Source organism: Streptomyces sp. NPDC007971, from assembly GCF_042958635.1.
Taxonomy (GTDB): domain Bacteria; phylum Actinomycetota; class Actinomycetes; order Streptomycetales; family Streptomycetaceae; genus Streptomyces.
Map to the genome: position 1 here is coordinate 42,441 of NZ_JBIBJK010000029.1, position 13,086 is coordinate 55,526.

Here is a 13,086-nt window from a genome sequence, read left to right on the forward strand (position 1 = left end):
CACTAGGGCACGGCAGCACAGGGGCCGGGACAGGGGGCGGACCGCCGGCACCGGACGCACCGGCGGCGGCCGCATCCCCTGGACTCTTCAGACCGGTCAGGACGCCTCCGCACCCTTCCTGCGGCGCATCGCGTACATGCCGGTGGCGCCTACGGCCAGCACGCCGAGACCGCCCGCGGTGACACCGGGCGTGGCGAGGGCGCCTCCGCCGGTGTGCATGCCGCCCCGCGGCTTGTCGTGGCCGCCGCCACCACTTCGGTCGCCCTTCTCGCGCCCGCTGCCGCGGTCGCTGCCGCTGTCGTCGTCGCCGTCCTCGCCCTTGTTCCGGTAGGTCTCGGGGTCGAACCGGCTGTCGTCGTCCTCGGAGCCGGAGTCGCCGCCACGGACCGCGGCGAGCGCGCCGCCGCCCGTGTGCATTCCGCCGCGCGGCCCGCCGTGGCTGCTGTCGTCGTCGCGCTCGGTGCTGTAGTCGTTGTCGTGGTCCCTCCCGGAGCCCTTGTCACGGTCACTGTCCGAACCCTTGTCACGACCGGAGCCGCTGTCCGAACCCTTGTCACGACCCGAGTCGCTGTCCGAACCCTTGTCACGGTCGCTGCCGGAACCCTTGTCCCGGCCGGAGTCGCTCTCACTGTTGTACGAGGAGTCGTCCCGGCCCCCGTCGTTCCCCGCTAGGGCGAACACGGCGCCGGGCGCAGCGAAGGCCAGGGCGGCCGAGGCGGCCGCCGTGGCCAGAAGCAGGCGGGCAGAGCGCATGTCGATGTCCTTCCGCCGTGGCCGGGCAGCGGATACGTCATCAGCTGATGAGACCCGGCCTCGACATGAACCACCGTCAGTCAGGCCCCTGTGCCGCACCATCCGGGCGGCCCAGCCGGGTCATCGCGCCACCCGTCTGTCCCAGCGACACGCCGGAGCGCCCCCGGCCGGACCAGTCCTTTGTCACCCGGTCGCGCGCCGTGCGGCGGCTGGGTGTCGGACTCGCCGATGCGGTCGGCCCGGGGCTGCCGATCGCGCTGTGCACCGAGTGAAAGTCGGCCCGGCTGGTACGTCGTCGGAGCCCTGTTCGCCCTGCCGGGTCCGCTCGCACCGGCGGCGGTCGGCCGGGCGCGGTGGCGGCAGCGCGCTGTGCGGATCCGGGAGCCGACCGTGCAGCGGAGCCGACCGCGCCCTGGCCCCGTCCCCCTTCCGGGCCGGTCCGGTCGTAGGACGGAACGGACGCTTCTAGCCTGAGGCAGACGATCTCCCCGCCCCAAGCACACGCATCCCCTGGCCTGAATCCGATGATCTCCCGGTCTGCATCCGACGATCCGGTCCGTATCCGACCATGCTCCGGTCCGATCCGACGATCCATCACCTGCCGGCAGTGGCTCTGAACCCCGCCCTGCCGAGAAGGGGCCGCCCCATGTCCGGAGCAGCCTTGCCCGGGCGCGCAGCCCACCGCGTCCTCACGGTGTCTCTGGGCGCCCTGATCGGCGTGACCGCGGTCGCCGTCCCTACCCAGGCCGATGCCACAGCCACAGCGCCTGCCACTTCCACTTCCGCTTTCGCTTCCGGTTTCGGCGTCGGCGTCGGCGTCGGCGTCGGCGTCGGCGTCGGCGTCGGCGTCGGCGTCGGCGATGTGACGGAGTATCCGATCACCACCGCGGCCGACGCGCTGCCCTCCGGCATCACCACCGGACCGGACGGCGCCCTGTGGTTCGCGGCGTCCGGAGCAGGCCGGATCGGGCGGATCACCGTCGAGGGAAGCACGACCGACTTCCCCACGTCCAGCCCGGACAGCCTGCCTCTGGCCGTCACCACGGGCCCCGACCGCGCGCTGTGGTTCACCGAGGGGAACGCGAACAGGATCGGCCGGATCACCACCGACGGGCACCTGAGCGAGTTCCCGGTGCCGACGGCGGACGGCTTCCCGGCCGGGATCGCGGCCGGACCGGACGGCGCCCTGTGGTTCACCGAGGAGGACGGAAACCGGATCGGCCGCATCACCCCGTCCGGCCGCGTCACCGAGTACCCGGTGCCCACCCCGGACGCCTCTCCCCTCTCCGTCGCCGCGGGCACGGACGGCGCCCTGTGGTTCACCGAGCTGACCGGCCGGCGGATCGGACGGATCGACGGCACCGGCCGGATCACCGAGTTCCCGCTGCCCGCCGGCTCCGGCTTCCCCGACGACATCGTCGCCGGCCCCGGCGGAATGTGGTTCACCGCGTCCGACGCGAACGCGGTCGCCCGGATCGACCCCGCCGGACGCGTCACCCGGTTCCCGCTGCCCGACCCGGACAGCAGCCCGAGCGGCATCGCCGTCGGGCCGGACGGCCAGGTGTGGTACGCCGACCAGGCCGGGCGGATCGGTCGGGTCGGCGCGAGCGGGGGCGTCGCCGTCTACCCGGTGAAGGACGGCGCGGACACGGTGCCGTTCCGCATCACCGCCGGTCCCGATCGCGGGGTGTGGTTCACGGAGCTGTCCGGCAATGCCGTCGGCCGGATGCAGACCCTGCCCCCGTGACCGCCCCCGGCGGCGGCGGAGTGCGGCAGGACGGCGACGACCGCCCGAACCCGCTTGTTATGACGACAGTCATAACGCAGGCTGATGCCGACAACGGTGCAGCCGACGCGGTGGGAGGAAGCAGTGGCGGGCGGAACGGCACGGGACATGTGGGAGCGGTACGAGCCGGTGCACGATCTGGTGTACTTCGCGCCCGAGGCGCGGCAGGCGGCGGACCGGCTCGGGATGCGCGGCTTCTGGATGGGGTACTTCGCCCTGCGGGCGGCCCCGCTGGGTGCGGTGTCCCCGGCGGTGGTGACGAGTTGCTTCTACGTCTTCCACCCGGCGCGGGTGGCCCGGGCGCTGCCCGACGCCTGGGGACACGCGGATCCGGCGGACGTACTGGCGGCCCGGTGGGAGGCCATGGACGCGGCGATGACCCGCCTGTTCGGGCCGGAGACGGTGGGGTCGGCGCAGTTCACGGAGGCGGCCGATCTCGCGTGGGAGGCGGCCTGCGCGGCGGACACACCGGGGCGGGTCCTGGCCGCCGCGAACCAGGCGCTGGAGCGCCCCGAACGGCCGGCCGCGCGGCTGTGGCAGGCCCTGACGACCTTGCGCGAGCACCGGGGCGACGGGCATGTCGCGGCCCTGGTGGGCCAGGGCATCGGACCCGTGGAGGCCATGGTGCTCAAGGCGGCCGCCGGGGAGTCGGACGGGGCCTTCCTCCGGGAGACCCGCAAGTGGGAGGCGGAGGACTGGGCGGCCGCCGGGACCGCCCTGCGCGAGCGGGGCCTCCTCGCCGACGACGGGGCGCTGACCCCTGCGGGCGTGACGGCCCGCGCGGGCGTCGAGGCACGGACGGACGAGGCGGCCGAGCGGCCGTGGACCGCACTGGGCGCGCAGCGGACGGCGCGCCTCGCCGGGTTGCTGGAGCCGCTGGCCCGCACGGTCGGGGACGCGGGGCTGCTGCCGGCCGGCAATCCGGTGGGACTGACCGGAGGGCGGGTCGCCGGCCGGTGAGGGCCGCGTACGTCGGCGTCCCCGCCCGGGGTGCCGGGCCGGGGACGCCGTACGGACGTGCGGAGCGCCTTCGGGCTGCAGGGTCGACGGCAGCCGTTCGACTGCCGGGTCAACGGCAGGGGTGCGGCCGCCGGGTCACCGGCAGGGGTGCGGCTACCAGGTCACCGGCAGCCGTTCGGGGATCCGCTTCATGAAGCCGGTGCGCCACACGAGTTGGCCGGGCGGCACGGCGAGCGCCAGTTCCGGCAGGCGGTCCAGCAGGACCTCCAGGGCGATCCGGGCGTGCGCGCGGCCCAGGGCGGTCGCGGGGCAGTAGTGGGCGCCGCCGCCGAAGGAGAGGTGGTCGGCGGTGTTGTCACGGTGGACGTCGAAGCGGTGCGGGTCCGGGAACTTCTCCGGGTCGAGGTTCGCGCCCTCCACCAGGACCAGGACCAGTTCGCCCCGGGCTATGCGGACGTCGCCGAGGAGGACGTCCTCCAGAGCGAGGCGCGGCAGGGCGTCGCCGATGGACAGGTTGACGCGCAGCAGTTCCTCCACGCCCGGGCCGGTCAGGTCGGGGCGGTCGCGCAGCAGGTCCCTGGCGATGGGGTGGGTGAGCAGGTAGACGAGGGCCATGGCAAGGAAGCCCGAGGTGGAGATGACGCCTGCGCCGAACATCGTGACGCCGACGGTGGCGAGCATCTCGTCGGTCAGATGGGCGTATTCGGGGTCTTCGCGCAGTGCGGCGAGTTCTCCCATCAGGCCGTGGGTGGCCGGGTCGTCGAGCAGGGCGGACATCCGGGCGATGTCCCGGTCCCAGTTGATCTTCGCGCCGGTGACCGGGCACGGCGCGTTCATGAAGGCGATGTCGAGGCTGCGCAGGAAGGCCGGGGCCTCGGTCTGCGGGATGCCGAGGATACGGCAGTGCATGCCCGCCGAGTACGGCTCGCAGAAGGCCCCGCGCAGATCCACCGTCGGCCCGTCGGCCGCCATCAGGTCCACCAGGCGGTGGGCCTCGGCGCGCAGCCACTCCGTCAGGCCGGGCGCCTTGGGGTTGAGCGCCTTCATCACGGCCCGACGCAGTCCGGCGCCTGTGATGTTGCCCATGTTGTTGACGACCTCGGGCGGGATCGTGAGCGCGTACTGGCGGGGCACGCCGGGCGCGGAGGTGTCCTTGAGCGAGAAGCGGTCGTCCTTGAGGACCTCCTGGCACAACTCGTAGGAGGACACCAGCCAGGCCTCGTCGCCGGCGATGGTCCGCACGCGCCGTACGGGGGTGGCGGCGCGCAGGTCCTCGACCTCGGCGGGCACGCGGGTGCCGTCCCAGGAGAAGGGGAAGTCCAGCAGCGGCGGGGCCGTGCGGATGTCGGGGGCGGCGGTCATGCCGCGGCTCCTTCCGGGGGTGCGGGCGTCACGACGGCGTGGCCCTGGTTGCGGGAGGCGCGCAGACCGGCGCCGCGGGAGTACAACAGCTCGGCCATCGGCAGCAGCTGGTGGTAGCAGTTGAGCGAGGACGGGACCTTGAGGATGGCGGGGGTGTCGAGGAAGAGCGGCGCCTCGGCGCAGACGTACTCCAGGCACACGGAGCGCTGCCGCTCGTCGGCCTCCTCGCCGCGCGCCGAAAGGAAGCGGCTCACCAGGGCGTTGCAGACGGCGCGGAAGTCGCCGTCCGCCTGCATGCGGCTCTTGAGCTGCCGGTGGATCTCCTGGTAGGCGGGGTTGGTGCGGAAGGCCGACATGGGCTGCCAGTCGAGCCGCTTGCCCTCCGGGTCCGCCCGGGAGACCGCGTCCCGGACCTTCGCGCGCACGCCCCGCAGGTTCTTCACCGCCTTGCGGCGGGCCTCGTCCGGCGCATAGCCGGATGCCTCGTACATCTCGGCCACGTACAGGTCGGTGTAGACGAAGTCGACCCTGTCGAAGTGGTGCAGCCCCCAGCGGGCGAGGTCATGCAGGCGTTGGGCGGAAAAGTAGCTGTTTCCGGGCGACACACCGATGACGGCGTGCGCGCCCTCGCCGAAGATGACTTCGCAGTGGGAGGTGTAGGGCTGAACCTCGAAGACGTCGGCCATCAGCACGGATGCTGTGGTCAAGGGGGAAACCCTCCGCCGCGCGCTAGTCCCGGCAGGGCCCTGTGCCCCTGGTGTGGCGACGCGGCGCCCTCACGCTAGCCGTACTGGATCAACACGGGTAGTAACTGTCTGGGTTTGGCTGAAAACAGTCGTATCAACGGTCGAAGCGCCCTCAGGAGGGCCTCATGTACGGGCCGTACGCTGGGGCCGTGGTCGACCGAGGCGAAGGTCCAGGACGGGCGGCGTCGCGGCTCACCGGGCGCCGCGTCGCGGGCGCGCGGGCGGAGTCCGCCTCGCCCGCCGAAGTGACGCTGGAGGGCGGGGCGGTGGTGATGGTCAAGCGCGGCGAGGCCCCCGGTGCCGTACGGGCGGAGGTGGCCGGGCTGCGCTGGCTCGGCGCGGCGGGCGCGGTCCGGGTACCGGCGGTGCTCGGCCATGACGAGCGATGGATGGTGACCGAGCGCGTACAGACCGGCCGTCCCGACGGCGAGGCGGCCCGGCGTTTCGGCCACGCCCTGGCGGCCCTGCACGCGTCCGGGGCACCCTCGTTCGGCGCGCCGCCGCCCGGCGGGCCCGAGGAGGCGTACATCGGCCTCGCACCGATGCGCAACGCGCCGGGAGCCGACTGGCCCGCCTGGTACGCCGAGCACCGCGTGCTGCCGTACCTGCGCTCGGCCGTCGACGCCGGGACCCTTCTGCCCGGGGAAGCCGCGGTGATCGAGCGGGCCTGTGAGCGGCTGCCGGCTCTCGCCGGACCGCCCGAGCCTCCCGCGCGGCTGCACGGCGACCTGTGGAACGGCAATGTGCTGTGGGGCGCCGACGGGGAGGTCCGGCTCATCGACCCGGCCGCGCACGGCGGGCACCGGGAGACCGACCTGGCGATGCTCCAGCTGTTCGGCTGCCCGCATCTGGACGGGGTGCTGGCCGGATACCAGGAGGCGGCGCCGCTGGCCGACGGCTGGCGGCGGCGCGTCGCCCTGCACCAGCTCTTCCCCCTCCTGGTGCACACGGTGCTCTTCGGTCGCGGCTATGCCGATCGGGCCCTCGCCGCGGCGCACGGAGCCTTCGCGGAATGATGCGGAGCTTTCACGGAATGAACGGCACCGCGCAACTCCTCTCGTCCGGGGCGACGTCCTCCTAGCTGACGCCTCGAACGACCCCTCTCCGGACCATGGTTACGGAGTGTAAGGAAACCAACCACCCGTTCGATTCGTATAAGGACGTGAAAGCCGAATCAGGGAGAGATCATGCAACCGTTCACGCTCAACTACGCGCGCCCCGCTGTGCAGTTGGACGTCACCGCTCCGTACGCGTACGACTCCGCACTGCAGTTGAACGTCCTCCCGGACGGTCGGATCGCCGCCACTGACCACGAGACCCTGAGAGCGCTGGGGACAACGACCTCCACGGCCGGGTCCAAGACTCACTTCGACGACTGAACGCGGGCCTGTGCAAGATGACCGTGCTCATCCTGACCAGTGAAGAAGACGTGACGGCGGACATGGTGGTCCTCCGGCTGGCCGACGCGGGCGTGCCCGTGGTCCGGCTCGACCCCGCCGATCTCACCAACGGGGTGGCCCTGTCGGGCGAGTTCGTGCAGGGCGCCTGCCGCGGACACCTGTCCGTCGGCGGGCGCCTGGTGAGCATGAACGGCCTGCGGTCCATCTGGGTGCGCAGGCCGGGGGAGGCGGCGGTACGCGCCGCGCAGCCCTCCGCCTGGCTGACCGAGGAGTCCTCCCAGGCGCTCTACGGCATGCTGCGCTGTACCGACGCGCGCTGGATGAACCACCCGGACGCGGCCCGCCGTGCCCGCCACAAGCCCTGGCAGCTGCGGCTGGCCCAGAACAGCGGACTCGCCGTGCCGGCGACACTGATCACGACGTTTCCGCAGGCGGCCCGGGAGTTCGCGGAGCGGTTCCCGGAGCTGGTGGTCAAGCCCGTCTCCGGCGCGCATCCGCAGGAACCGCCACGGGCGGTGCCCACCAGCCGGGTCGCGCCGGACACCGACTTCGCCGCCGTCGCCTACGGCCCGACCCTGCTGCAGCGCCGGGTCTCCAAACGGGCCGACATCCGGCTCACCGTCGTCGGCGAACGGCTGCTGGCCGCGCGCAAGCCGACCGACCCGGACGCCCACCCCGACGACGTGGACGTCCGCTTCGCCCCGTCGGTCTCCCCCTGGCTGCCGGCGGAGGTTCCTCCGCGCGTCGCCGAGGCCGTCCACCGCTACATGCAGGGTGCCGATCTGTCCTATGGCGCCTTCGACTTCGCGGAGGACACGGACGGGATCTGGTGGTTCCTGGAGTGCAACCAGTCGGGCCAGTTCGGGTTCGTCGAGATGGACACCGGCCAGCCGATCGCCGGGACCATCGCCGGATGGCTCGCGGGAGACGGGAGTGCGGCACAGCTGTACCTCGACGGCGAGCGGAACGCGGCATCGTGAGGCCCGGGTCACCGGTTCGGAGAGAGGAACGCGAGATGCGTATCGGACTGCTGGGAACGGGCCCGTGGGCGCGGGCCGCCTACGCTCCCGCCCTGGCCGGGCACACCGGCCTGGACTTCGCCGGGGTGTGGGGCCGCCGCCCGGAGGCGGCGGCCGCGCTGGCACAGCAGTACGGCGTCCGGGCGTACGACGACGTCGACGCGCTGCTGGCCGACGTGGACGCGGTGGCGGTGGCGCTGCCGCCGTCCGTGCAGGCCGAGTTCGCGGTGCGGGCGGCGCGGGCCGGCCGTCATCTGCTGCTGGACAAGCCGTTGGCGGTAGGGGTCGCCGAGGCGCGGGCGGTCGCCGAGGCGGCGGAGCGGGCCCAGGTCGCCTCGGTGGTGTTCTTCACCACCCGCTTCCAGAAGGAGCCGGAGGCCTGGATCGACGAACAGGCCGCCGTGGCCGGCTGGTTCACGGCGCGGGCGCAGTGGCTCGGGGCGGTGTTCACGAGCGACAGCCCGTTCGCGGGCTCGCCGTGGCGGCGCGAGAAGGGCGCACTGTGGGACGTCGGGCCGCACGCCCTGTCCGTCCTCCTGCCGGTCCTCGGTGACGTGCGGCAGGTCCTGTCGGCGGCCTACGGTCCCTCGGACACCGTGCACCTGGTCCTCGACCATGCCACCGGGGCGTCGAGCACCGTCACGCTGAGCCTGACGGCGCCGCCCGCGGCGGCCGGTGCCGACGTCGAGCTGCGGGGCGAGGCCGGGGTGACCCAGCTCCCGGGCAGCTCCGAGGGCGCGGTGCCCGCGCTCGGCCGCGCGGCGGACGCCCTGGCGGCCGCGGCCCGCACCGGCCGCCCGCACGCCTGCGACGCCGCGTTCGGCGTCCGCGTCACCGAGATCCTGGCGACGGCCCAGGCCCGACTGACCGGGAGTCCGGCCGACTAGGGGCCCCGCTCGGCCGTGCCGCCGACCCGGGCACCGCGGATCGCTGTGCTGCACCGGGCGCTCCGCCGCAGACGACCAGCCGCGCCGTGCCCGCCTCCCCGGGCACGGCGGAACACTGTGGTGCGCCCGGGGGCCGCCCCGGACACCCCCGGCACCGCCGGGACGTTCGCGGGGGCCGTACCCTACGGGACGTTCACGCGGGCCCTGCCCTGCGGGACGGAGTCACAGGGGCCGTACCCTGCGGGACGGTGAGGTGGGAGCATGGGTGAGACGGTGCGCGCGGGCGCGGTGCTGGTCGTCGACGACGACGCGGCGATCCGGCGGTCGCTGGAGCGCGGACTGCGGCTGAACGGCTTCGCGGTGCGGACCGCCGCCGACGGGCCGCAGGCGCTCACCGCGATCGACCGGACGCCACCGGACGTCCTCGTGCTGGACGTGTCGATGCCCGGCATGAGCGGCATCGAGGTGTGCACGCGGCTGCGGGACGCCGGACACCTCCTGCCCGTGCTCATGCTGTCCGCGCTCGACGAGACCGCCGACCGGATCGCCGGACTGCAGGCGGGCGGCGACGACTACCTCGTCAAGCCGTTCGCCCTGCAGGAACTGGTGCTGCGGCTGCACGCCCTGCTGCGCAGGCGTCCGCCGGCCGGCCCCGAGACGCTGCGGGTGGCCGGCCTGGTGATCGATCCGGCGGCCCGGACCGCCGAGCGCGACGGCCACCCGCTGGACCTGACCCGCCGGGAGTTCGAGCTGCTGGAGGTGCTGGTCCGCAACGCCGGTCTGGTCCTCACCCGCGACCAGCTGCTGGAACGGGTGTGGGGTTACGACTTCGACGTACGTACCGACGCCGTCGACACCTTCGTCAGCTATCTGCGGCGCAAGCTGGAGACTCAGGGGCGCGGCCGGCTGGTCCACACGGTGCGCGGAGTCGGCTTCGTACTCAGGGAAGAGCGGGACACGCCGTGAGACTCTCCACCCGCACAGGGATCGCCGTCGGCTGCACCGTCCCGCTGCTGGTCCTGGCGTCCGGCTGGCTGCTGCTGCAGCTGGTCGCCCGTGATCTGCACCGCGCCGAGGACCAGCACCTGCGCCGGCGTGCGGTGGCCGTCGCCCCGGACGCCCGGGCGCTGCTGCGAGCCTCGCAGCACGACCGGCCCAAGGCGGCGGACACCAGGGAGCGGCAGCTGTTCAGCGCGGCCCTCGACGTCGGCATACGGGTCGTCGGACCGGACACGGTCTTCAACGGCGGCCCCCAGCCCGGCCCCTCGGTGAAGCTGCCCGTCCGCACCGCCGGACCGGTCACCCTCCACGACGGCCCGCGCAGCTGGCGAGCCCTGGCCCGGCCGTTCCGGGCCACCAACGCCTCCGGCACCCTGTGGGTCTTCGCGCCCGACACCGCCGACCGCACGCAGATCCGGCTCGTCCGGCGCCGCGTGCTGCTCACCGCGCTGCTCGCCGCGCCCCTGTCCGGCCTGCTCGCCTGGGGCCTGGCCGGCACCGCTAGCGCACCCCTGCGCCGGCTGACCCGGCGCACCGCGGGCCTCGATCCGCGCACCAGCAGCGCCCGGCTCGACCAGCGGCGCACCGGAGTGACAGAGGTCGACGAACTGGCAGCCACCCTGCGGACCGTCCTCGCCCGCTACGACGAACAGGCCGCACGCACCGCCGAGGCGCTGGACACCGCCCGCTCGTTCTCCTCCGCGGCCTCGCACGAGTTGCGCACCCCGCTGATGAGCATGGGTACCAATCTGGACATCCTCGCCGGACACCCCGACCTGCCCGACCCCGACCGCGCCGAGGTCCTCGCCGACCTGCGGCACGAACACGCCCGGCTGCTGGGCCTGCTGGTGATGCTGCGCGAGCTGGGGCGCGGCGATCTGGTGGAGGCGGAGGCGTTCCGGGACATCGAACTGTCCGACGTGGCCGACGCGGCCGTGGCCGAGGCCCGCCGACGTGCTCCGGACGCCGACATCGCTCTCGACGCGGCGCCCGGTCTCACCGTGCACGGCTGGGAGCCGGGCCTGCGGCTGCTGCTGGACAACCTCCTCGGCAACGCCCTGGCCCACGGCCGTGACGGGCGGGGCGCGGGGTGGGTGCGGGTGGGCGTGACCGGCGGCGCGGACCAGGTCCTGATCACGGTGGACGACCGCGGGGCCGGCGTACCGCCCGAGGCCAGGGGCCGCATCTTCGAGCGGTTCCAGCGGGGCGTGGACAGCGCGGGCTCCGGGCTCGGACTCACCCTCGTCACCCAGCAGGCGGCACTGCACCGGGGAAGCGTCACCGTGACGGACCCGCCGGGCGGCGTGGGGGCGCGCTTCGAGGTGCGGCTGCCCCCGGGCGGCGGCGGGCTGCCCGGCCGACGGGACTGGCTGATCGGCACAGCCCGGGCAAACCGGTCACAGGATTTCCCCAAAGACGGTCCCTAACCTCCGTCGCGGCGGACGGACGACACGGCCGTCCGGGAAGTGAACGGAGAGGCAGATGTACGTACGACGAGGGACGCGCACGCTGCTCGCGGGGCTCGCCGTGACGGCTGTGCTGGCGGGCACGGCGGGGGCGGCGGACGCGGCCGACAGCACGCCGGCGAAGCCGGCCGGCGACGGGGCCCGGGCGCTGTGCAAGCGGGTGCCGAAGGTCGACCGGCACATCGCGCGAGCCCTGAAGCGGCTGGACGCCGGAGTCGAGCGGCGCGGCTCCGTGGCCCGGCTGCAGAAGCGCATCGACAACGCGAAGAAGGCCGGGCACACCGAAATCGCCACCTACCTCCAGAACCGCCTGGACTTCCGCAAGTCGCTGCGCACCAACCTGCAGCAGCGGCAGAAGGACCTGACCGCCGTCAAGACGTGGTGCCAGGACCACGACGGCGGCAAGGCGGCGAACTGATGCGGATCCCGGGGCGGCCGGCGGCCCTCGCGGTCCCGGCGCTGGCACTGCTCGTGGCCCTCACCGCGGGCTGCGCCCGAAACGACGGCGACTCCCCGAAGTCCGCCCCTGGCACCGCTTCTTCGTCCATGTCCCCGGCCGGCACGCCGTCGGGATACGCGGAGATGGAGAAGAAGGTGAACGCGGCCGAGTCGGCAGCAGCCGCCGCCGACCGGGACGCGTCGGCCAACACCGACCGCTGACCGCGGCACGGCGGCCGCGTCGAGTGGGCTCGCCGTGCCGCATCAGAGCGCCTCGTGGGGCTGCCCCTGGCTGCGACACGGAACGGCTCGACCTGACGGGGGCGGGGTCGCGGGGAGTACACGCCCCCGCCCCCCGTCAGTCCGCAGACCACAGACCTGAGACCACAGACCGCGGACCGCGGACCGCGCAGACCGCAGTGCCTGAGACCGCAGACCCCAGACCGCAGACCGCAGACCGCAGTCTCAGGCACGGTCGTGCGCCGCTCCGGCGCCGGCTTCCACGGCCTGCGTCCAGTCCAGGTACCCCTCCCCCTGGACGAACATCTCGCCGGTCTCGTCCCGGCACCAGACCCGCCACTCCTCGGCGAAGTCGGCGCGTCCGCGCAGCCAGGCCTGCGGCACCGCGGGGAAATGCGCGCGGAGAACACGGTCGTCGCCCAGCCGGAGCGCGGTGGCGATCATCAGGCCGCTCTTCGCGTCGATCTCCCGTTCGACGCTCGCCACGCTCACCCCGCGGTCCGCGAGCTCACCGAGGTAGGCGATGACGGTCTGCATGCCGTCCCGCTCGTGTTCCTCGTCCAGCTCGAACAGATCGGAGATGTCTTCCGTGCTCCAGTTCCTGGGTGTGTGCCGCATGTGCGGGTGGGGTCCTCTCGGGTGTCGTCGGGGTCCGGCAGTTCCATGATCGCAAGCGGCCGGCCGGTCGTGGACCTCATTCCGCGAACGGCTCGTCGCTCCACCGGAACCACGCCCGGTCCCCCTCGATGTGCAGCAGGAACTCGGGGACCGGGCCGTCCGGGGAGGACAGCGCGACGCGGCGCCGTATCTCGTCGTACGCGGACTCCCATTCCTCCCAGCCCGCGTCGTCGTCCCGGTCCGCCAGGGCGAGCTCCCGGGCGAAGAGATCGCGGACGGCGGCGAAGCCGGGGCCGGGGACGAACCGCCCTGCCAGCCAGGGGAAGTCGGCCTCGTCGATCAGGATCTCCCCGACCGGCTCGTCCTCCGTGCGCACGCACCACACCGCGCCGTCGAACCCCATGGCCCCTCC

15 protein-coding genes are annotated in these 13,086 nt (G+C 73.6%); 10 read left to right on the top strand and 5 right to left on the bottom strand.

Going from position 1 to position 13,086, the window contains the following annotated elements; genetic code table 11:
- Positions 1-96: 96 nt before the first annotated feature.
- Entirely contained in the window at positions 97-753 is a 657-nt protein-coding gene (locus ACFZCP_RS40715) for a hypothetical protein (RefSeq protein WP_391440681.1), read from the bottom strand.
- Between the two features lie 646 nt (positions 754-1,399).
- Between ACFZCP_RS40715 and ACFZCP_RS40720 the strand changes: the two genes are divergently transcribed.
- Complete coding sequence (locus ACFZCP_RS40720; protein WP_391440686.1) at positions 1,400-2,500, top strand: hypothetical protein; 1,101 nt, start codon at positions 1,400-1,402, stop codon at positions 2,498-2,500.
- Positions 2,501-2,584: 84 nt separating this feature from the next.
- Complete coding sequence (locus tag ACFZCP_RS40725) at positions 2,585-3,499, top strand: hypothetical protein (RefSeq protein WP_391440691.1); 915 nt, start codon at positions 2,585-2,587, stop codon at positions 3,497-3,499.
- Positions 3,500-3,652: 153 nt separating this feature from the next.
- On the opposite strand, the gene ACFZCP_RS40730 is transcribed toward ACFZCP_RS40725, so the two are convergent.
- Positions 3,653-4,861 carry a cytochrome P450 gene (locus tag ACFZCP_RS40730; protein ID WP_391440697.1) on the bottom strand — a complete coding sequence of 403 codons (1,209 nt, stop codon included), beginning with the start codon at positions 4,859-4,861 and terminating at the stop codon, positions 3,653-3,655.
- Positions 4,858-5,568 (bottom strand): tRNA-dependent cyclodipeptide synthase, encoded by a 711-nt coding sequence (locus tag ACFZCP_RS40735; RefSeq protein WP_362696646.1) that lies wholly within the window; start codon positions 5,566-5,568, stop codon positions 4,858-4,860. Before ACFZCP_RS40735 ends, ACFZCP_RS40730 begins: the two co-directional genes overlap by 4 nt.
- Before the next feature lie 164 nt (positions 5,569-5,732).
- Between ACFZCP_RS40735 and ACFZCP_RS40740 the strand changes: the two genes are divergently transcribed.
- The 8 genes from ACFZCP_RS40740 to ACFZCP_RS40775 all read left to right on the top strand — a co-directional run bounded on the left by ACFZCP_RS40740 (position 5,733) and on the right by ACFZCP_RS40775 (position 12,038).
- Positions 5,733-6,623, top strand: coding sequence for a fructosamine kinase family protein (locus tag ACFZCP_RS40740; RefSeq protein ID WP_391440702.1), 891 nt, complete (start codon positions 5,733-5,735; stop codon positions 6,621-6,623).
- A gap of 171 nt (positions 6,624-6,794) precedes the next feature.
- Entirely contained in the window at positions 6,795-6,986 is a 192-nt protein-coding gene (gene tgmA / locus ACFZCP_RS40745) for a putative ATP-grasp-modified RiPP (RefSeq protein ID WP_391440707.1), read from the top strand.
- A 17-nt stretch (positions 6,987-7,003) separates the two neighbouring features.
- On the top strand, positions 7,004-7,987 hold the full coding sequence (gene tgmB / locus ACFZCP_RS40750; RefSeq protein WP_391440712.1) for an ATP-grasp ribosomal peptide maturase: 984 nt from the start codon (positions 7,004-7,006) through the stop codon (positions 7,985-7,987).
- Between the two features lie 35 nt (positions 7,988-8,022).
- On the top strand, positions 8,023-8,913 hold the full coding sequence (locus ACFZCP_RS40755; RefSeq protein WP_391440718.1) for a Gfo/Idh/MocA family oxidoreductase: 891 nt from the start codon (positions 8,023-8,025) through the stop codon (positions 8,911-8,913).
- A gap of 261 nt (positions 8,914-9,174) precedes the next feature.
- Positions 9,175-9,879, top strand: coding sequence for a response regulator (locus ACFZCP_RS40760; protein WP_391440728.1), 705 nt, complete (start codon positions 9,175-9,177; stop codon positions 9,877-9,879).
- The gene (locus ACFZCP_RS40765) at positions 9,876-11,339 is read left to right on the top strand and encodes an ATP-binding protein (protein ID WP_391440731.1); all 1,464 of its coding nucleotides are present in this window, start codon (positions 9,876-9,878) and stop codon (positions 11,337-11,339) included. Before ACFZCP_RS40760 ends, ACFZCP_RS40765 begins: the two co-directional genes overlap by 4 nt.
- A gap of 55 nt (positions 11,340-11,394) precedes the next feature.
- Entirely contained in the window at positions 11,395-11,796 is a 402-nt protein-coding gene (locus ACFZCP_RS40770; protein WP_391440735.1) for a hypothetical protein, read from the top strand.
- Positions 11,796-12,038 carry a hypothetical protein gene (locus ACFZCP_RS40775; RefSeq protein ID WP_391440750.1) on the top strand — a complete coding sequence of 81 codons (243 nt, stop codon included), beginning with the start codon at positions 11,796-11,798 and terminating at the stop codon, positions 12,036-12,038. The genes ACFZCP_RS40770 and ACFZCP_RS40775 overlap by 1 nt, the downstream gene beginning before the upstream one ends.
- Before the next feature lie 243 nt (positions 12,039-12,281).
- Here the strand turns inward: ACFZCP_RS40775 and ACFZCP_RS40780 are convergent, their stop codons facing one another.
- Both ACFZCP_RS40780 and ACFZCP_RS40785 read right to left on the bottom strand, forming a co-directional pair.
- Complete coding sequence (locus ACFZCP_RS40780) at positions 12,282-12,674, bottom strand: hypothetical protein (RefSeq protein ID WP_391440753.1); 393 nt, start codon at positions 12,672-12,674, stop codon at positions 12,282-12,284.
- A 76-nt stretch (positions 12,675-12,750) separates the two neighbouring features.
- A complete protein-coding gene (locus tag ACFZCP_RS40785; RefSeq protein WP_391440758.1) occupies positions 12,751-13,077 on the bottom strand; it encodes a hypothetical protein in 327 nt (108 codons plus the stop codon).
- Positions 13,078-13,086: the final 9 nt, after the last annotated feature.